General features: G+C 40.2%; 17 protein-coding genes and 1 rRNA gene. All 18 read left to right on the top strand.

Features of this window, described 5'->3' with window-relative positions; all coding sequences use genetic code 11:
* The first annotated feature begins 15 nt into the window (after positions 1-15).
* The 18 genes from BSR19_RS00795 to BSR19_RS00885 all read left to right on the top strand — a co-directional run bounded on the left by BSR19_RS00795 (position 16) and on the right by BSR19_RS00885 (position 18,826).
* Positions 16-666 carry a DsbA family oxidoreductase gene (locus tag BSR19_RS00795; RefSeq protein WP_156246317.1) on the top strand — a complete coding sequence of 217 codons (651 nt, stop codon included), beginning with the start codon at positions 16-18 and terminating at the stop codon, positions 664-666.
* 138 nt (positions 667-804) lie between these two features.
* On the top strand, positions 805-1,368 hold the full coding sequence (locus BSR19_RS00800; RefSeq protein ID WP_156246318.1) for a TMEM175 family protein: 564 nt from the start codon (positions 805-807) through the stop codon (positions 1,366-1,368).
* A gap of 1,416 nt (positions 1,369-2,784) precedes the next feature.
* Positions 2,785-3,204, top strand: a complete 420-nt coding sequence (locus BSR19_RS00810) for an LPKTxAVK-anchored surface protein (protein ID WP_073685760.1) — start codon at positions 2,785-2,787, stop codon at positions 3,202-3,204.
* A gap of 86 nt (positions 3,205-3,290) precedes the next feature.
* Positions 3,291-4,127, top strand: coding sequence for a class B sortase, LPKTxAVK-specific (gene srtB / locus BSR19_RS00815; RefSeq protein WP_002889691.1), 837 nt, complete (start codon positions 3,291-3,293; stop codon positions 4,125-4,127).
* Positions 4,128-4,292: 165 nt separating this feature from the next.
* The gene (locus tag BSR19_RS00820; RefSeq protein ID WP_156246319.1) at positions 4,293-5,510 is read left to right on the top strand and encodes a CapA family protein; all 1,218 of its coding nucleotides are present in this window, start codon (positions 4,293-4,295) and stop codon (positions 5,508-5,510) included.
* 321 nt (positions 5,511-5,831) lie between these two features.
* On the top strand, positions 5,832-6,098 hold the full coding sequence (locus BSR19_RS00825) for an ACT domain-containing protein (protein WP_002889695.1): 267 nt from the start codon (positions 5,832-5,834) through the stop codon (positions 6,096-6,098).
* Between the two features lie 17 nt (positions 6,099-6,115).
* Positions 6,116-7,453: a PFL family protein gene (locus BSR19_RS00830; RefSeq protein WP_156246320.1), complete on the top strand. Its 1,338-nt coding sequence runs from the start codon at positions 6,116-6,118 to the stop codon at positions 7,451-7,453.
* 115 nt (positions 7,454-7,568) lie between these two features.
* Positions 7,569-8,273, top strand: a complete 705-nt coding sequence (locus tag BSR19_RS00835) for a histidine phosphatase family protein (protein WP_156246321.1) — start codon at positions 7,569-7,571, stop codon at positions 8,271-8,273.
* Positions 8,260-9,057 carry a M15 family metallopeptidase gene (locus BSR19_RS00840; RefSeq protein WP_156246322.1) on the top strand — a complete coding sequence of 266 codons (798 nt, stop codon included), beginning with the start codon at positions 8,260-8,262 and terminating at the stop codon, positions 9,055-9,057. The genes BSR19_RS00835 and BSR19_RS00840 overlap by 14 nt, the downstream gene beginning before the upstream one ends.
* Positions 9,054-9,638, top strand: a complete 585-nt coding sequence (locus tag BSR19_RS00845) for a glycoside hydrolase family 73 protein (protein ID WP_037600237.1) — start codon at positions 9,054-9,056, stop codon at positions 9,636-9,638. The genes BSR19_RS00840 and BSR19_RS00845 overlap by 4 nt, the downstream gene beginning before the upstream one ends.
* Positions 9,639-9,828: 190 nt before the next feature.
* Positions 9,829-10,863, top strand: coding sequence for a heat-inducible transcriptional repressor HrcA (gene hrcA, locus BSR19_RS00850; protein WP_060973125.1), 1,035 nt, complete (start codon positions 9,829-9,831; stop codon positions 10,861-10,863).
* 38 nt (positions 10,864-10,901) lie between these two features.
* Complete coding sequence (grpE, locus tag BSR19_RS00855; RefSeq protein WP_037598025.1) at positions 10,902-11,426, top strand: nucleotide exchange factor GrpE; 525 nt, start codon at positions 10,902-10,904, stop codon at positions 11,424-11,426.
* A gap of 84 nt (positions 11,427-11,510) precedes the next feature.
* Positions 11,511-13,334, top strand: coding sequence for a molecular chaperone DnaK (gene dnaK, locus BSR19_RS00860; protein WP_002886397.1), 1,824 nt, complete (start codon positions 11,511-11,513; stop codon positions 13,332-13,334).
* Between the two features lie 364 nt (positions 13,335-13,698).
* Positions 13,699-14,832: a molecular chaperone DnaJ gene (gene dnaJ / locus BSR19_RS00865; RefSeq protein ID WP_002886399.1), complete on the top strand. Its 1,134-nt coding sequence runs from the start codon at positions 13,699-13,701 to the stop codon at positions 14,830-14,832.
* A gap of 105 nt (positions 14,833-14,937) precedes the next feature.
* Positions 14,938-15,684 carry a tRNA pseudouridine(38-40) synthase TruA gene (gene truA / locus BSR19_RS00870; protein WP_156246323.1) on the top strand — a complete coding sequence of 249 codons (747 nt, stop codon included), beginning with the start codon at positions 14,938-14,940 and terminating at the stop codon, positions 15,682-15,684.
* A complete protein-coding gene (locus BSR19_RS00875) occupies positions 15,677-16,438 on the top strand; it encodes a bifunctional hydroxymethylpyrimidine kinase/phosphomethylpyrimidine kinase (RefSeq protein WP_156246324.1) in 762 nt (253 codons plus the stop codon). Before truA ends, BSR19_RS00875 begins: the two co-directional genes overlap by 8 nt.
* Positions 16,428-16,901 (top strand): ECF transporter S component, encoded by a 474-nt coding sequence (locus BSR19_RS00880; protein WP_156246325.1) that lies wholly within the window; start codon positions 16,428-16,430, stop codon positions 16,899-16,901. The genes BSR19_RS00875 and BSR19_RS00880 overlap by 11 nt, the downstream gene beginning before the upstream one ends.
* 377 nt (positions 16,902-17,278) lie before the next feature.
* A 16S ribosomal RNA gene (locus BSR19_RS00885) occupies positions 17,279-18,826 on the top strand.
* Positions 18,827-18,848 lie beyond the last annotated feature (22 nt).

Genomic DNA, 18,848 nt, shown 5'->3' on the forward strand with positions numbered 1-18,848 from the left:
AAGAAAGGAAGAAATATGGAAATTAGTTACTGGTCAGATATTGCCTGTCCATTTTGTTACATTGGTGCTAGTCGGATGAAGCGTGCTATGGCAGCTGTTGGTTTAAACCCGGAAGATTTGACAATGAAAGCTTACCAGCTAAATCCCAATGCGCCTTTAGAAACAAGTGAAACCATGCTCACAGAGTTTGCTGCCAGTCACGGTATGACCACTGAGCAAGCTAAAGCTCAGTTTGCGCACATGGAAAGCATGGGAAATGAAGAAGGGCTTCGTATTGATATGGCGGGGATTATCCCAACCAACACCTTTTCAGCTCACCGTCTTATTAAATGGTCGCAGAAGTATTTAGATAAAAAAGATCATCAAAATTTCATTATGGCCTTGTACTATCTTTACTTTGAAGAACATGCCAATATTGCGGATCATTCTGTGTTACTAGCTGTTATCAGTGAGTTCGCTCTACCACAAGAAGAGGCAGCGCAGGTTCTTGCTGGCGATGCGTTTGCTGACGAGGTCAAACGCGATATCTTAGAAGCCAATCAATCAGGCGTTCAAGGTGCACCTTTCTTTATTCTGAACAATAAGTATGGCATTTCAGGTGCTCAGCCTTATGAATACATGTTAGCGGTATTAAAACAAATTCAAGCAGAGGAAGGAGCACAATAAAATGATAGATACCCCTTTTCAACTACTAGACAGCAATTCAGAAGAGACAGGTTTAGTTTGTGGGATTGATGGCTGCAGCATAGAGCCCTCAACACAGCCGTTAGAAAAAAGCAAAAAAGCAGTCATTAGGAGGGCAGAATGGAAAAACAAAGGGTAGAAGCCTTGTCAGATGCTATATTGGCCATTATTGTCACAATTATGGCCTTGGAGTTACAGTTACCTAAGGAATTGACCGTAGTAGGACTTAGAAGCATGCTACCCATGCTTTTTATCTACATTACTAGTTTTTTGCAAATCATGGCAGTCTGGCTATATTATCATGAACTCTACAAATTAGTAAATCATGTCAGCTTTCGTTTATTTGGAGCCAATAGTTTTTGGCTTTTAACAGCTAGTTTTGTTCCCTTAGCGACTCGAGGGATTGGACAGCATTCCGCTAATTTTGCCTTTCTCCTGTTTTACCTCATCGTTCTTGCCCTTTGGGATGTAGCTTGGATAATCATGACAGCAATGGTGATTAAGACGAGTCAAAGACCGTTATCAGCTGAAGAAAAAAAGATACCTTATCGGTGGGCACTATTATATGGATTGCAGCTAGTGATCATATTATTAGTTGGTTATCTTTTTCCAAATCTCATTCCTATTGCCCCGCTACTGATGATTGTTAATGTTATCTATGGTTTTTTAAGCAACAAATCTTGAAAAAGACTAAAAATAATGGCTAAATAGCATCGGTTATAAAAACCAGGTCTTAAGAAAGCTCGTAAAGCTAGCCAGTTCTCTAAACGTTAATTCGTTACTGGACAGCAGAGTACAAACGAAAACACTTTGCAACTTGCAAGGTGTTTTTTTGTATGAGAATTGGCGGTGCGCAATTAGGATAGCTCTAGCGACTTTAGTCGCATAGAGATATGCTATGCATAGTTGCCCCAAGAAAACAAGCGAAGCGATGTTTGATTGGATGGCAACCACTGCACTCAAAACGTTAATCGATACGATTATATCAACGTTTCAAAGCACTCAAGAGTTTGATATGATACCTCTTAAGTAGACAAGGTAAATACCTAAAATCTACTTAAGAGGTATTTTTATGTCTAGAAGAGAAAGATTCACCCCATATTCACCTCATCATTATTTTAAGCTATGAAATGCGATGTCACCTACAGTCTGATTGACGGTATCTTTAGTGTTAACATAAGTCTTTGTAATTTCTTTGTTACTATGATTTAGAACCTTTGAAATCGCTTCGAGAGAATAATCTATTTGTTTGGTGAGATATAGATTTCTCTGATTAAGTCGGAATACAAAGCGAAACGATTGTTTACTTATAGGATAATCGCTATAACCTATCTATGGAGATGGTTTCGAATATGGTACAAGTGCTTAACGGGCAGAAGGAGGGATTAGTTAGACTAGAATAGATGATTGAGGATCTGATTCTAAAATTATTTTTCCCAATATACTTCTTTTATGGGTAGACAAGTTGGAAAATATCCTTATTTTGAGTTTTACTCATAGTGTATACGAAAAATTTGTCAAAATCATTTTCTTAAAAAAATTTAGTTTAAACTCTATCAAAAATAAGATAGTAGCTTATTTTTTCATAATTCTAACTGATGTAAACGAATTCCTAAACAAAAAAACTCTCATAAATCCTAATTTTTATCTAATGCAACAAACTAAAGTCTTGTATATTATGTATTTATCATCCAAAAATACCAGAAAATAAGTAGGTGCGATAATTTGAGAGTTGATATTGTTCTATACCTCAAATAACTTAGATTTGGTCATTTTATAGGACTCTTCTAGCCATTGTTTTTTATAATAATGAATGTATATTTTACAAATTATGCTTTTATATATGATTTAAATTTGTATTTAAACTTAGCAGAGGACATAATAAATTACCTAAAATAACATTAAAATTAAAAATGATTAATTATTACTATTTGGTAACAGACTTCAAAAACCCTTTGTTTGTGGGAATTGTAGGATATATTAAAAATTTAAAAAAGTTTTTAAAAATTGTTGACATATCTCTAGATAGTGTTATAATCTATAGATGTCAGGGAGGTCCTGATACTAAATATATAATAATCCATTAGAGGAGAAACAATTATGAAAAAAGTATTGCTTACATCAGCTGCAGTTCTTGCAGTATTCGCCGCAGCAGCTCCTGCATTCGCTAACAACGAAGGTAACGTTCACACAGGAAACCTTGATAACAAAACAGAAGTAACTGGTAAAGACTTCTTCTCAAACGAGACTGATGGTCTTACTCAAGCTGCTAAAGATGGTCTTAACAACGTTGATGCAGATTCAACTAAACAAAAATTTGAAGATGCTGGTGAACACATCGAACCAAAACGTGATGCTAACGGAAACATCATCAAAGACGAATTTGTAGTTACTGATAAAGCTAACGCTAACAAAGACGCTAAAGAAGAAGCTAAAGCTGTTAAAGCTGCAGAAAAGAAAGCTCCAGCAGCAGCAAAAGCTGACGCTAAAGCTCTTCCAAACACAGCAGCTGTTAAATAATTAACTGCTATTGCTAAAAAGAATATCACTGGGGCTAGGGCTTCGGTGATATTTTTCTATGGATAAAGAAAAGGATTTGACATTTTATGAGTAATCACAATCGTAAATCTAATGGATCTCGCAATAAACTGATTGCTGGGATTTCTGCCGTAGTAATTGCTGCTTTGGCTATCTTCCTTGGCTTCCAGTTTATGTCTCCAACAGCATCATCCTCTAATGGTGTTAAGAGTGTTTTAACGACTAAAAAAGCAAACACTTATAAAGTTTCAGATGAGGAGAAAGCCTACCTCAAAAATAAATTTGATGGTCTTGAGGCAACAAACCCTGATACTATCGCTTATGTCTATGCACCAGGGACTAAATTGGATGAGCCAGTTGTTCAAACAACGGACAATTCAACCTATTTAGATAAAACATTTGATGGAGGAAACGTTCCGTATTTGGGAACTGTCTTCATGGATACAGACAATAAGAAAGATTTCAGTGATCGTTTGACTTGGCTCTTTGGCCATGCTCGAGGCAGTAAGGTTGCTGATAGTCGTATGTTCAACGATGTTAACTACTATAGTGATCAGTCGTTCTTTGATAAACACAAATATGTTGTTATTGAGACGCCTCAACGTAAGTACTATTATGAAGCGCTTGCTATGGTAATTGTGCCTGAAGACACAGCTTTCTATCGTACATCATTTGAAAGCGATAAAGACTTTAAACAACAGTTGGATATTATCTATGATCAAGCAAGTGTTAAAAACAAGGATTTGAAGGTTAGTGCTTCAGATAAATACCTCGTTCTTTCTACTTGTCGTGAGGAAGATGAAACGATTCGTGCCAATCTCTACTTACGTCAAATTCCAGACTCTGAAATGTCTGATTTTGTAGCTAAACATGGTAAAGATTTGGAATACACACCAACACGTTAATCATTAACAGAACTCTACTTCAGTATGAAGTAGAGTTTTTATCTTGTCTAAGAAAACTGATCTTTTCAATCGTCGTGGAATTGAGATGTAACCGTTTATTAATCTTTTTTATCATCAATGGATAAGTTTTTTTGGTACACTAGAAGTATGAAAAAGGAGAGTATTATGAAACAGAGCCAGGCTAAAAAGCGTGACAATGCGATGACTAATAAGATTTTGATGGGGTTAATTGCTCTTGTCTTAGGTTTGCTTTTTCTTGAGATTTTAATTGTTCATAGTAAGAACGAACAGCAAAAGAATGCCTCGAACCAGGTACAGACAGCACGTATCATGGCTAATGGGGACTTGCTCTATCATGACGGTCTCTATATGAGTGCCCTGCAGGCAGATGGTAGCTATGATTTCACGGAGAATTTTACTTATGTGAAGCCGTGGTTAAAGCAGGCTGATTTGGTTTTGGGTGATTTTGAGGGAACTATCAATCCTGATTATCCTTTGTCAGGCTATCCTCTGTTTAATGCTCCTCAATCAGTGATTGCAGCTATTAAGGATGCTGGCTATGATGTTATGGATTTGGCTCATAATCATATCTTGGATTCTGGTTTAGAGGGAACTTTTACAACGGCTGATGCTTTTAAAGAGGTGGGCATTGATCCTGTTGGTGTTTATGAAAAGCCGGTGCGTGACAAGGCGCCACTCCTCATCAAGAATGTTAATGGTATCAAGGTTGCAATACTTTCCTATGCTTATGGTTACAATGGACTAGAGTCGAACTTAACGGATAAAGAGGTTGCAGACCACTTATCGAATTTGGATGAAAAACGTATGAAAGCTGAGATTCAGCGTGCAGAAAAAGAAGCAGATATCACGGTTATCATGCCTCAGATGGGTGTTGAGTATCGTTTGGAACCGACAGATGAACAGGTTAAACTCTATCATAAGATGATTGATTGGGGTGCCGATATTATCTTTGGAGGTCATCCTCATGTGGTTGAGCCTTCAGAGGTGGTTAAAAAGGATGGGCAGCAAAAACTTATTATTTACTCAATGGGGAATTTTATCTCTAACCAGCGCATAGAGACTATGGATGGTGTGGATAGTGCAGAGTGGACAGAGAGAGGTGTCTTAATGGATGTGACCCTTGAGAAAAAGAATGGTCAAACCACGATTAAGACGGCTCAAGCACATCCGACTTGGGTTAACCGTACGCCTAAAGGAACAACTTCGCCAGAGGGGTATCCTTTGTATACTTACCAAACTTATATTTTAGAGGATTTCATTAAAGGTGGTAAATATAGAAATAAACTAGATGAAGAGACCAAAGAACGTATCGATACTGCCTATAAAGAAATGAATGCCCATGTTAATTTAAAATGGAAATAAAGCTAAGATATCGCCTAAATTTGGCGGTATTTTTTGTTTATCGACAAGTTACCCACAGACTTATCCACAGGTGTGGATAAGTCTGTTAACTGTGTTGAATATTGATTTTTCAAGGTTTTAAAAGAAGGAAATTATTTAGGTTGTGAACAAGTTTATCCACAAGTAGTTAGGTCAAAGAGAGGATGTTTTCATAAACGATAATGATTAAATGTTGCTGAAATATTCGTCTTTTTTAAGAAAAAAGAGGCAATTTTCATAAAAAATAGCATTTTTAATCAAAATATGCTAAAATTATACAAAATAAAATGATGGAGGCTTCTCATGAAAGCAATTATTACAGTTGTAGGTAAGGACAAAGCAGGTATTGTTGCGGGTGTTGCGACTAAGGTAGCAGAACTTGGTTTGAATATTGATGATATTTCTCAAACAGTCCTTGATGAATTCTTTACCATGATGGCGGTTGTATCATCGGAAGGCAAACAAGATTTTACACACCTACGTGCTGAATTGGAAGCCTTTGGTGAGTCATTGAACGTTAAAATCAACATCCAAAGTTCAGCGATTTTTGATGCGATGCACAACTTGTAAGATAGGAGTAGTTTAAAATGAATATTAAACAGGTTACAGAAACCATTGCCATGATTGAGGAACAGAACTTTGATGTTCGTACCATTACCATGGGAATCTCACTCCTAGACTGTATAGATTCAGATATCGATAAGGCAGCGGAAAAAGTATATAACAAGATTGTATCTAAGGCTAAGGATTTGGTAACTGTTGGCGACGAGATTGCGGCTGAACTTGGTATTCCGATTGTTAATAAACGTGTCTCTGTTACTCCGATTTCAATCATCGGTGCGGCAACAGATGCTACAGACTATGTACCTTTTGCGAAGGCGCTTGACCGAGCAGCTAAGGAAATCGGCGTTAACTTTATTGGTGGTTTCTCTGCGCTCGTTCAAAAGGGTTACCAAAAAGGTGATGAGATTCTTATCAATTCTATTCCACGTGCGCTTGCTGAGACTGATTTTGTCTGTTCGTCTGTCAACATTGGTTCAACAAAGACTGGTATTAACATGACAGCAGTACGTGACATGGGACGTATCATCAAAGAGGCTTCTCAGGCAGATTCAATGGGTCCAGGTAAATTGGTTGTCTTTGCCAATGCGGTTGAAGATAATCCATTTATGGCAGGTGCCTTCCACGGTGTTGGTGAGGCTGATGTTGTAATCAATGTTGGGGTTTCAGGTCCTGGTGTTGTGCAACGTGCAGTTGAGAAAGTTCCAGGCGAAAGTTTCGATGTTTTAGCTGAAACAGTTAAGAAGACTGCCTTCAAAATCACACGTGTTGGTCAGTTGGTTGGTCAAATGGCCAGTGAACGTCTTGGTGTCGAGTTCGGTATTGTAGATTTGTCTCTTGCGCCAACACCAGCAGTTGGTGATTCAGTAGCCCGTGTCCTTGAAGCGATGGGTCTTGAAGTTGTTGGTACACATGGTACTACTGCAGCTCTAGCCCTTCTTAATGACCAAGTTAAAAAAGGTGGTATCATGGCATGTAACCAAGTTGGTGGTTTGTCAGGTGCCTTTATTCCGGTTTCTGAAGATGAGGGGATGATTGCGGCTGTTAAATCTGGTCATATCAACCTTGAAAAATTGGAAGCTATGACAGCTATCTGTTCTGTTGGTCTAGACATGATTGCTATTCCTGCTGATACGCCAGATACTACAATCGCGGCCATGATTGCTGATGAAGCGGCTATCGGTGTTATTAACCAGAAAACAACAGCTGTTCGTATTATTCCTTATGGTAAGGAAGGTGACATGCTGGAACTTGGAGGTCTTCTTGGTTATGCACCAGTAATGAAGGTAAACAAAGCTTCATCGGCTGACTTTATTGCGCGTGGTGGTCAAATCCCAGCTCCTGTTCACAGCTTTAAAAACTAAGCGGATGATAAATGCTTTACCAATTGGTAAGGCATTTTCTGATGGTCTCGCTGGCTAGATAGTCGAGGGGATTTGTGCTATAATGAATTCAAAAATGACGGAAAGAAGGGGCGCTATGAGTAAGGTTAGGTTATATATTGCGAGACATGGCAAAACGATGTTTAACACCATTGGTCGTGCACAAGGTTGGTCTGATAGCCCTTTGACCCCATTCGGTGAAGAAGGTATTCGTGAATTGGGGGTAGGTCTGAGAGCAGCAGGTATTCCTTTTAAAGCTGCATATTCTAGTGATTCAGGTCGAACGATTCAAACCATGGATATCATTTTGCGTGAGACGGGTTTAGAAACTATTCCCTATAAGCGTGACAAACGTATTCGTGAGTGGTGTTTTGGTAGTTTAGATGGTGGCTATGATGGTGAACTTTTCTACGGTGTGCTACCGAGAACAGATGCTTTTCAAGGTAAGGATTTGCATGAGGTAACTTATCCTGAACTTGCACAAGGTATCCTTGATGTGGATACGGCTGGTTGGGCAGAGTCTTGGGAAGTGCTCAGAAAACGTATTATAGAAGGGTTTACAGCTATTGCTGAGGATCTTGAGAGGTCTGGTGGTGGTAATGCTATCGTTGTTAGTCACGGTATGACCATTGCAACCTTTGCTTGGTTAATTGATCCTTCTGTCGAGCATCCTTCATTGGACAACGGTTCGGTTACTGTTGTTGCTTATGAAAATGGTAAATTTACATTAGAAGCACTTGGCGATATGACTTATCGTCAGGTTGGGCGAGAGATAATAGAAAAAGAAAATGGTAAAAAATAACTATCCAAGTCGCCGTCAGGCGAAAAAGCAAACCAACTGGTTTTTGGTTATCAGTAGTGTCTTGATTGCAGTCCTTTTAGTTGCAGCAGGACTTTATTCTGTATTTGGTGTCAGTCGTACGGTTCAACAAACCAATGGATCGTCGGTAATAAAAAGTAGTAAGCAAGCTACCGATGCGACTCGAAGCAAGGATACAAAGGGACTACCTGATGTATCGCCTAAAGACTGGCAATTGCTTTTGGTAAATCGAGATAATAAGTCTAAAGAACTTAACCCTGAGATTGCTGATGTCGATGGTGTTTCTGTAGATGCGAGAATTGCTAAGAATGTTAAGGAGTTTTTAGCAGCTGCTCAAGAAATTGATCCAAGTTACCACTTGATATCAGGTTATCGTAGTGTCGCTTATCAGACAGAACTTTATAACAGTTATGTTCAGCAGGAAATGGCTGCTGACCCAAGTTTGACGGAGTCTCAGGCGGAGAAAAAGGTTCAAACCTATTCACAACCACCAGGAGCGAGTGAACACCAGACAGGTCTTGCGATTGATATGAGTACTGTAGATAGCTTAAATGAAGCAGATCCAGATACAGTAGCTAAAGTCAAAGAGTTGGCGCCGAAATATGGCTTTGTTCTTCGTTTTCCAGATGGTAAAACATCATCAACTGGTGTAGGTTACGAGGATTGGCATTTCCGCTATGTTGGTAAAGAGTCAGCAGAGTATATGACTGAACATAATCTTACTTTGGAGGAATATTTGGCATTATTAAAGGAGAAAGCTAAGTGAGACGACGTTTTAAACTAAAAGCCTTCATAACCTTAGTTGCTGTTTTCGCTTTAGGTATTGTCTTACCTTTGATTCTTCATGCCTCTACAGATGATAATGCTCGTTCGGTAAAGGTTGCTTACACGCAGCAAGAGTTTATTGAGACCTTAGCTCCAACAGCTCAAAAGATGTCCAAAAACTATGGTGTGCCAGCGTCAATTCTCCTTAGCCAAGCTGCATATGAGTCGAATTATGGTAGCAGTCTTTTATCTGTTAAATACCATAACATCTACAGTCTGGTAGCTCAGCCGGGTCAAGAACGTATTCGTTTAAAGGATAGTATCTACAGTAAAGGGAAATGGCAATACCAAAAGGTGGATTTTGCAGTTTTTAAGGATTGGTCAAGTTCTATGATGACTTATTTAGAAGAACTTCGCCAAGGAACGTGGGGCGAGTCGACCTATAAAGAGGTGGCAGGAACGACTAGTTATAAAGTTGCGGCAGAAAAACTACAAGCTGCGGGTTTTAGCAGTGATCCAGATTACGCCAAACACCTCATATCTATTATTGAGACCTATCATTTGTCAAAATATGATCGATAAGATTAGAGTACCTAGGAGGTGCTCTTTTTTTGCTTCTCTAGGTCTTGAGATGTATTTTTAGCACTCTCTCAAAAAGAGTGCTAATTTTTTTGGTTTTTTGGGTTGACATGTTCAAGTTTAGGTGTATAATAGAATCATAAGTTAGCAGTCGACGTATTAGAGTGCTAACAAATAGAAATGAGGTGACATCGTGATTACGCAAAGGCAAAACACTATTTTGAATTTGATAGTTGAGATGTTCACTCGTACACATGAACCGGTTGGTTCTAAAGCATTACAAGAATCAATTGATTCGAGTTCAGCGACCATTCGTAATGACATGGCCAAGCTAGAAAAGATGGGCTATCTTGAAAAAGCTCATACTTCTAGTGGGCGTATGCCAAGCCGAGCAGGTTTCCAGTATTTCGTCGCTAATTCTTTGAATCTTGATACGATTGATGAACAAGATGTTTATCAAGTGGTTAAAGCTTTCGACTTTGAAGCTTTTAAACTTGAAGATATCTTGGATGCAGCGGCAAAGCTGCTGGCAGAAATGACAGGATGCACAGCAGTGATTCAAGATGTGGAACCGACACGACAACGTCTGACTGGATTTGACATTGTTCATCTATCCAATCACGACGCTTTAGCGGTTCTTACTCTAGATGAATCTAAGCCTGTGACAGTTCAGTTTGCTATTCCAAAGAATTTCTTGTCTAGTGATTTGGAAATTCTTCATAAGCTTGTTCAAGAACGTTTTTTGGGAAACACTGTCTTAGATATCCATTACCGATTGAGAACTGAGATTCCTCAGATTGTGCAAAAGTATTTCAAGATAACAGATAATGTTTTAGATTTGTTTGATTATATCTTTTCACAACTTTTTCAGGAATTGATTTTCATTGAAGGTAAGGTTGCATCACTGACCTATGCCGACTTAAAAACCTATCAATTTTTGGACAATCCACAACATGTGGCACTTGAGCTTCGATCAGCTATCTCCGATGATGAAGTGACCAAGATTTCGGTTGCAGAATCAACTGAAGAAGCGCTTGAAAATGTCACAGTTATGAGTCATAAATTCCTGATTCCTTATCGTGGGATGGCGCTCATGCATGTGATTGGCCCAGTTGAAATGGATTATCGTCGCATGGTTAGTTTGGTCAATGTTATTAGTAGAGTTTTGGTTATGAAGTTGACGGATTATTACCGTTACCTCAATAGTAACCATTATGAAGTTAGCTAAGATATAACATTTAAATAGTATAGAAAGAGGTGTATGCCTTGACTGAAGATATTAAAAAAGAAGAAGTGAAAGAAGAGGAAGCTACGGAGACAACTGAAGAAGTTGTAGAGGAAGTAAGCGAACCTTCTGAACTTGAAGAAGCCCAAGCGCGTGCCGAAGAATTTGAAAACAAATACCTTCGTGCTCATGCAGAAATGCAAAACATTCAGCGCCGTTCTAATGAAGAACGTCAACAATTGCAAAAGTATCGTAGCCAAGATTTGGCAAAAGCAATTTTGCCATCACTTGATAACCTTGAACGCGCTCTTGCCGTTGAGGGCTTGACTGATGATGTCAAAAAAGGTTTGGAAATGGTGCAAGAAAGTTTAGTGCATGCTCTTAAAGAGGAAGGAATTGAAGAAATCCCAGCAGATGGTGATTTCGATCACAACTTCCACATGGCGATTCAAACAATGCCTGCAGATGATGAACATCCAGCAGATACGATTGCACAAGTTTTCCAAAAAGGGTATAAACTCCACGAACGCGTCTTACGCCCAGCTATGGTAGTTGTATATAATTAATTGAAAACTTGTCCGAAATGACAGAAAACTATGAATGAAAGATAAAAAAGCAAAATAGAAATTAAGTAAAAAGGGGAAAAACATATGTCTAAAATCATTGGTATTGACTTAGGTACAACAAACTCAGCAGTAGCAGTTCTTGAAGGAACTGAATCAAAAATTATCGCAAACCCAGAAGGTAACCGCACAACTCCATCTGTTGTGTCATTCAAAAACGGTGAAATCATCGTTGGTGACGCTGCAAAACGTCAAGCAGTAACAAACCCAGATACAATCATCTCTATCAAATCTAAGATGGGTACTTCTGAAAAAGTTTCTGCAAACGGTAAAGAATACACACCACAAGAAATTTCAGCTATGATTCTTCAATACTTGAAAGGTTATGCTGAAGATTACCTTGGTGAAAAAGTAACTAAAGCAGTTATCACAGTGCCTGCTTACTTCAATGATGCTCAACGTCAAGCGACTAAAGACGCTGGTAAAATTGCTGGTCTTGAAGTAGAACGTATCGTTAACGAACCAACAGCAGCAGCCCTTGCTTATGGTTTGGATAAGACTGATAAAGAAGAAAAAATCTTGGTATTCGACCTTGGTGGTGGTACATTCGACGTATCTATTCTTGAATTGGGTGATGGTGTCTTTGATGTATTGGCAACTGCAGGGGATAACAAACTCGGTGGTGATGACTTTGACCAAAAAATCATCGACCATATGGTTGAAGAATTCAAGAAAGAAAATGGTATCGACTTGTCAACAGACAAGATGGCTCTTCAACGTTTGAAAGATGCAGCTGAAAAAGCTAAGAAAGACCTTTCTGGTGTCACTTCAACACAAATCAGCTTGCCATTCATCACTGCTGGTGAGGCTGGGCCTCTTCACTTGGAAATGACATTAACTCGTGCGAAATTCGATGATTTGACTCGTGATCTTGTAGAACGTACGAAAACTCCAGTTCGTCAAGCCCTTTCAGATGCAGGTTTGAGCTTGTCAGATATTGACGAAGTTATCCTTGTCGGTGGTTCAACTCGTATCCCTGCCGTTGTAGAAGCTGTTAAAGCTGAAACTGGTAAAGAACCAAATAAATCAGTTAACCCTGATGAAGTAGTTGCTATGGGTGCTGCTATCCAAGGTGGTGTTATCACTGGTGATGTCAAAGACGTTGTCCTTCTTGATGTAACTCCATTGTCACTTGGTATCGAAACAATGGGTGGAGTGTTCACAAAACTCATCGACCGCAACACTACAATTCCAACATCTAAGTCACAAGTCTTCTCAACTGCAGCAGACAACCAACCAGCCGTTGATATCCACGTTCTTCAAGGGGAACGCCCAATGGCAGCAGATAACAAGACTCTTGGACGTTTCCAATTGACTGATATCCCAGCTGCACCTCGTGGTATCCCACAAATCGAAGTTACTTTCGATATTGATAAGAACGGTATCGTATCTGTTAAAGCTAAAGACCTTGGAACTCAAAAGGAACAAACAATTGTTATCCAATCTAACTCTGGTTTGACAGATGAAGAAATTGAAAAGATGATGAAAGATGCTGAAGCAAATGCTGAAGCAGATGCAAAACGTAAAGAAGAAGTAGATCTTCGTAACGAAGTTGACCAAGCTATCTTTGCCACTGAGAAGACAATCAAAGAAACAGAAGGTAAAGGTTTCGATACAGAACGTGATGCTGCTCAATCAGCCCTTGATGATCTTAAGAAAGCTCAAGAATCAGGAAATCTTGATGACATGAAGGCTAAATTGGAAGCTCTTAACGAAAAAGCTCAAGCTCTTGCAGTTAAACTTTACGAACAAGCTGCAGCAGCACAACAAGCTCAAGCAGGAGCAGAAGGTGCACAAACAGCAGATAACTCAGGCGACGACGTCGTAGACGGAGAGTTTACTGAAAAATAAGATGCAAAGCCCGTTAAAACCTCATAGTGAAAATAGGAGATTCAACGCAGAAACTTTAGTTTCTAGGGAGATTTCTCTTTTTCACCAAGAGCTTAGGGCGTGCTCAGTTCTGACTAATTAGTAAATGATAGTAAGAAATCCAGAGGTTGCAAACCAGCCTCTGTTTTTCGCTAAAATAAGTGAAGTGAATATAAGATATATTTGTGCTTCGTATCGTAACAAATAAAATAGAAAGGAACAAAGAGTGTTCGAGAAATTGAACACGAGTGGAAAGCTAGGAAATTAGATAAACCTCCTAAGAAATCAGGATTTCTTATTGGTTTCCTAAATTTCAGTCGCTTTCTGTTCGCTCTTAGTATCTTGTATGAACAATACGGAATATTACGATCGTCTTGGGGTATCTAAGGATGCCTCTCAAGATGAAATCAAACGTGCCTATCGTAAGATGTCTAAAAAATACCACCCAGACATTAATAAAGAACCAGGTGCGGAAGAAAAATATAAAGAGGTCCAAGAGGCCTACGAAACTCTAAGTGATGACCAAAAACGTGCAGCCTATGACCAGTACGGACCAGATGGTGCGAATGGTTTTGGTGGTCAAGGAGGCTTTGGAGGCTTCGATGGTGGTGCAGGCTTTGGAGGTTTTGAGGATATCTTCTCTAGCTTCTTTGGTGGTGGTGCTACTCGTAACCCTAATGCTCCACGTCAAGGTGATGATCTTCAGTACCGTGTCAACCTAAGCTTCGAAGAGGCGATTTTTGGTGCCGAAAAAGAAGTGCACTATAATCGTGAAGCGACATGTAAGACATGTTCAGGATCTGGTGCAAAACCTGGAACAAGCCCTGTAACTTGTGGTCGCTGTCATGGTCAAGGGGTTATCAATGTTGATACGCAAACGCCACTTGGTATGATGCGTCGTCAAGTAACCTGTGATGTCTGTCATGGAACAGGTCAAGAAATTAAAGAGCCATGTCAAACTTGTCATGGAACAGGACATGAAAAACAAAGCCACAAAGTATCTGTCAAGATTCCAGCAGGTGTTGAAACAGGTCAACAAATCCGTCTTGCTGGTCAAGGTGAAGCTGGTTTCAATGGTGGACCTTATGGAGATCTCTTTGTAATCATCAATGTTAATCCAAGCGATAAATTTACGCGTGATGGATCAACGATTTACTATACACTTAATATTTCCTTTGTCCAAGCAGCCCTTGGTGACACTGTCGAAGTACCAACGGTTCACGGAAATGTTGAGATGACCATCCCAGCAGGAACTCAAACAGGCAAAACTTTCCGTCTAAAAGGAAAGGGTGCTCCACGTCTTCGTGGAGGTTCACAAGGAGACCAACACGTTACAGTTAAGATTGTAACTCCTACGAAGCTAAATGATGCTCAAAAAGAAGCTCTCCTTGCATTCGCCAAAGCAAGTGGTGACGAAAAAATCGCACCACAGAAAAAAGGTTTTTTCAATAAGGTAAAGGATGCTTTAGAAGATTTATAAAGGAAGGACGCTTAATGCGTCTTTTTCTTTACGCCAAAAACTGTATGGGGTCAGTTGGCGATTGACCTACTTTTTATCCTTAAAAAAATCTGATATGATAATTCTATGGTTAGATACAAAGCGACAATTTCCTATGATGGTACACTTTTCTCAGGTTTTCAAAGACAACCAAATGCACGTTCCATTCAAGAAGAACTTGAAAAGACTCTCTTACGGTTAAATAGCGGTACACCTGTCACCGTTCATGGAGCGGGTCGTACAGATGCAGGTGTTCATGCCTATGGACAAGTTATTCACTTCGATTTACCTCAAGAGCGAGATCCAGAGAAGTTGCGTTTCGGTTTAGATACGCAATGTCCAGATGATATTGATGTTGTTAGTATCGAACTTGTATCGGAAGAATTCCATGCGCGATACAACAAACATAGTAAAACTTATGAGTTCCTAGTAGATGCAGGGCGACCTAAGAACCCCATGATGCGTAATTATGCGACCCACTATCCCTACCCTCTAAGTTTAGCACCTATGCAGGAGTCTGCTAAGGATTTGGTCGGTACACATGATTTTACAGGCTTCACAGCTTCAGGAACTTCTGTAGAAAATAAAGTACGCACAATTACCCAGGCTAGTGTATCTATCGATGAGAAAACTGGATTTTATATCTTTACTTTTTCTGGTAATGGTTTTCTCTATAAGCAAGTTAGAAATATGGTTGGCACCTTGTTGAAGATTGGCAATGGTCGCATGCCTGTTTCGCAAGTTAAGACAGTGTTAGAAAGTCGTGACCGTAATCTTGCAGGACCAACGACAGCTGGTAATGGTTTGTATTTAAAGGAGATACGATATGAGTAATGAGTTGATTTTAGCGATTTCAGGGAATGATATTTTTAGTGGTGGCGGACTTCATGCAGATTTAGCGACATTTACCACAAATAAACAGCATGGATTTGTGGCTCTTACCTGTCTAACAGCTATGACTGAGAATGGTTTTGAGGTCATTCCGGTTGATACTAATGTTTTTAAACAACAACTTGATTCACTAAAAGATATCCCCTTCTCAGCAATTAAAATTGGTTTGTTGCCTAACGTTGAGATTGCAGAATTAACGTTGGATTTTGTTAAAAATCATTCTGATATTCCAATTGTCTTGGATCCCGTTTTAGTATGTAAGGAGACTCATGACGTTGAAGTTTCCCAACTACGTGATGAATTGGTTAAATTTTTCCCTTATATCACGGTTATCACTCCGAACTTACCTGAAGTCGAACTGCTTATAGATAGAAAGGTCAAGACTCTTGATGATATGAAGCATGCGGCTAGCTATCTCAATGAATTAGGAGCTAAGACTGTCGTTGTTAAGGGTGGAAACCGCTTGGATGGTACTAAAGCGATAGATGTCTTTTATGATGGAACAGACTACAAATTGTTTGAAGAAGCTGTGCTAGACAAAAATAATACCGGTGCAGGATGTACATTTGCTTCAAGTATAGCTAGTGAATTAGTTAAAGGATGTTCAGAAACGGAAGCTGTAGCAAATGCTAAAGCCTTTGTTTATGAATCAATTAAACAATCAAATGAATTTGGAGTAGTTCAATATGCAAAATAAGAAAACAAAAGATCTAACATTATTAGCTATTTTAACGGCTTTATCAGTGACCTTTGGATTCGTAGCTAAAATTCCGACTCCAACAGGGCTTTTAACTTTGGTAGATGCAGGAATCTACTTCACAGCCTTCTATCTTGGGAAGAAAGAGGGTGCAATTGTGGGCGGATTGTCTGCTTTTCTGATAGATCTGCTATCATCTGCTCCGCAATGGATGTTTATCAGTTTGTTAATCCATGGTGCACAAGGTTATTTTGCTGGCTTTAAAGGGAACTATCGTATCCTAGGCCTTCTGATTGCAGCAGTTGTGATGGTGGGTGGCTATGCACTTGCTTCAGTATTTATGTATGGAACAGGAGCTTCAATCGCAGAAGTGATTCCTAATTTCTGCCAGAATGCTTTTGGTGTAGTTGTTGGATGGGTATTGTATCAAGGATTCAAAAAAGTTCAGTCTAAAAAAGGTTAATAACATTACTAAACCCTATTGACAATAACTAAATTGGGTGATAAGATATAAAAGTTGTCTTAACAGACTTGCCATAAACTTGAAAAGGTTCCAAAACTTTAAAAAAGTTATTGACAAGATAAGTCAGAGATGATATTATAAATAAGCTGCTTCGGAAGGGGCGGCGAACACGAGAAGTAAAAAACTTCGAAAAAGTGTTGACAAGTTATTCTAGATTTGCTAGAATATAGGAGTTGTCTTAACAGAGACAAAGACCTTTGAGAACTGAATAAGAAACCAAGTGCAGGGTTATGATAGAAGAAATTATAACCTGTCAATTTACAAGAATAAATCGTCAGAAGACGGTAATGAGTTAACGCTCGAACAATTATTAAATTTTTAATGAGAGTTTGATCCTGGCTCAGGACGAACGCTGGCGGCGTGCCTAATACATGCAAGTAGAACGCTGAAGAGAGGAGCTTGCTCTTCTTGGATGAGTTGCGAACGGGTGAGTAACGCGTAGGTAACCTGCCTTGTAGCGGGGGATAACTATTGGAAACGATAGCTAATACCGCATAACAATGGATGACACATGTCATTTATTTGAAAGGGGCAATTGCTCCACTACAAGATGGACCTGCGTTGTATTAGCTAGTAGGTGAGGTAACGGCTCACCTAGGCGACGATACATAGCCGACCTGAGAGGGTGATCGGCCACACTGGGACTGAGACACGGCCCAGACTCCTACGGGAGGCAGCAGTAGGGAATCTTCGGCAATGGGGGCAACCCTGACCGAGCAACGCCGCGTGAGTGAAGAAGGTTTTCGGATCGTAAAGCTCTGTTGTAAGTCAAGAACGAGTGTGAGAGTGGAAAGTTCACACTGTGACGGTAGCTTACCAGAAAGGGACGGCTAACTACGTGCCAGCAGCCGCGGTAATACGTAGGTCCCGAGCGTTGTCCGGATTTATTGGGCGTAAAGCGAGCGCAGGCGGTTTGATAAGTCTGAAGTTAAAGGCTGTGGCTCAACCATAGTTCGCTTTGGAAACTGTCAAACTTGAGTGCAGAAGGGGAGAGTGGAATTCCATGTGTAGCGGTGAAATGCGTAGATATATGGAGGAACACCGGTGGCGAAAGCGGCTCTCTGGTCTGTAACTGACGCTGAGGCTCGAAAGCGTGGGGAGCGAACAGGATTAGATACCCTGGTAGTCCACGCCGTAAACGATGAGTGCTAGGTGTTGGATCCTTTCCGGGATTCAGTGCCGCAGCTAACGCATTAAGCACTCCGCCTGGGGAGTACGACCGCAAGGTTGAAACTCAAAGGAATTGACGGGGGCCCGCACAAGCGGTGGAGCATGTGGTTTAATTCGAAGCAACGCGAAGAACCTTACCAGGTCTTGACATCCCGATGCTATTTCTAGAGATAGAAAGTTACTTCGGTACATCGGTGACAGGTGGTGCATGGTTGTCGTCAGCTCGTGTCGTGAGATGTTGGGTTAAGTCCCGCAACGAGCGCAACCCCTATTGTTAGTTGCCATCATTCAGTTGGGCACTCTAGCGAGACTGCCGGTAATAAACCGGAGGAAGGTGGGGATGACGTCAAATCATCATGCCCCTTATGACCTGGGCTACACACGTGCTACAATGGTTGGTACAACGAGTTGCGAGTCGGTGACGGCAAGCTAATCTCTTAAAGCCAATCTCAGTTCGGATTGTAGGCTGCAACTCGCCTACATGAAGTCGGAATCGCTAGTAATCGCGGATCAGCACGCCGCGGTGAATACGTTCCCGGGCCTTGTACACACCGCCCGTCACACCACGAGAGTTTGTAACACCCGAAGTCGGTGAGGTAACCTTTTGGAGCCAGCCGCCTAAGGTGGGATAGATGATTGGGGTGAAGTCGTAACAAGGTAGCCGTATCGGAAGGTGCGGCTGGATCACCTCCTTTCTAAGGAAAAACGGAATGTACT

The organism is Streptococcus salivarius (genome assembly GCF_009738225.1).
In the GTDB taxonomy this organism is placed as follows: domain Bacteria; phylum Bacillota; class Bacilli; order Lactobacillales; family Streptococcaceae; genus Streptococcus.

Bases quoted from the DNA above. Each gene is read 5' to 3' on its own strand.
- BSR19_RS00795 (WP_156246317.1), top strand. From the start codon at position 16: ATGGAAATTAGTTACTGGTCAGATATTGCCTGTCCATTTTGTTACATT.
- BSR19_RS00800 (WP_156246318.1), top strand. From the start codon at position 805: ATGGAAAAACAAAGGGTAGAAGCCTTGTCAGATGCTATATTGGCCATT.
- BSR19_RS00810 (WP_073685760.1), top strand. From the start codon at position 2,785: ATGAAAAAAGTATTGCTTACATCAGCTGCAGTTCTTGCAGTATTCGCC.
- srtB (WP_002889691.1), top strand. From the start codon at position 3,291: ATGAGTAATCACAATCGTAAATCTAATGGATCTCGCAATAAACTGATT.
- BSR19_RS00820 (WP_156246319.1), top strand. From the start codon at position 4,293: ATGAAACAGAGCCAGGCTAAAAAGCGTGACAATGCGATGACTAATAAG.
- BSR19_RS00825 (WP_002889695.1), top strand. From the start codon at position 5,832: ATGAAAGCAATTATTACAGTTGTAGGTAAGGACAAAGCAGGTATTGTT.
- BSR19_RS00830 (WP_156246320.1), top strand. From the start codon at position 6,116: ATGAATATTAAACAGGTTACAGAAACCATTGCCATGATTGAGGAACAG.
- BSR19_RS00835 (WP_156246321.1), top strand. From the start codon at position 7,569: ATGAGTAAGGTTAGGTTATATATTGCGAGACATGGCAAAACGATGTTT.
- BSR19_RS00840 (WP_156246322.1), top strand. From the start codon at position 8,260: ATGGTAAAAAATAACTATCCAAGTCGCCGTCAGGCGAAAAAGCAAACC.
- dnaK (WP_002886397.1), top strand. From the start codon at position 11,511: ATGTCTAAAATCATTGGTATTGACTTAGGTACAACAAACTCAGCAGTA.
- dnaJ (WP_002886399.1), top strand. From the start codon at position 13,699: ATGAACAATACGGAATATTACGATCGTCTTGGGGTATCTAAGGATGCC.
- truA (WP_156246323.1), top strand. From the start codon at position 14,938: ATGGTTAGATACAAAGCGACAATTTCCTATGATGGTACACTTTTCTCA.
- BSR19_RS00875 (WP_156246324.1), top strand. From the start codon at position 15,677: ATGAGTAATGAGTTGATTTTAGCGATTTCAGGGAATGATATTTTTAGT.
- BSR19_RS00880 (WP_156246325.1), top strand. From the start codon at position 16,428: ATGCAAAATAAGAAAACAAAAGATCTAACATTATTAGCTATTTTAACG.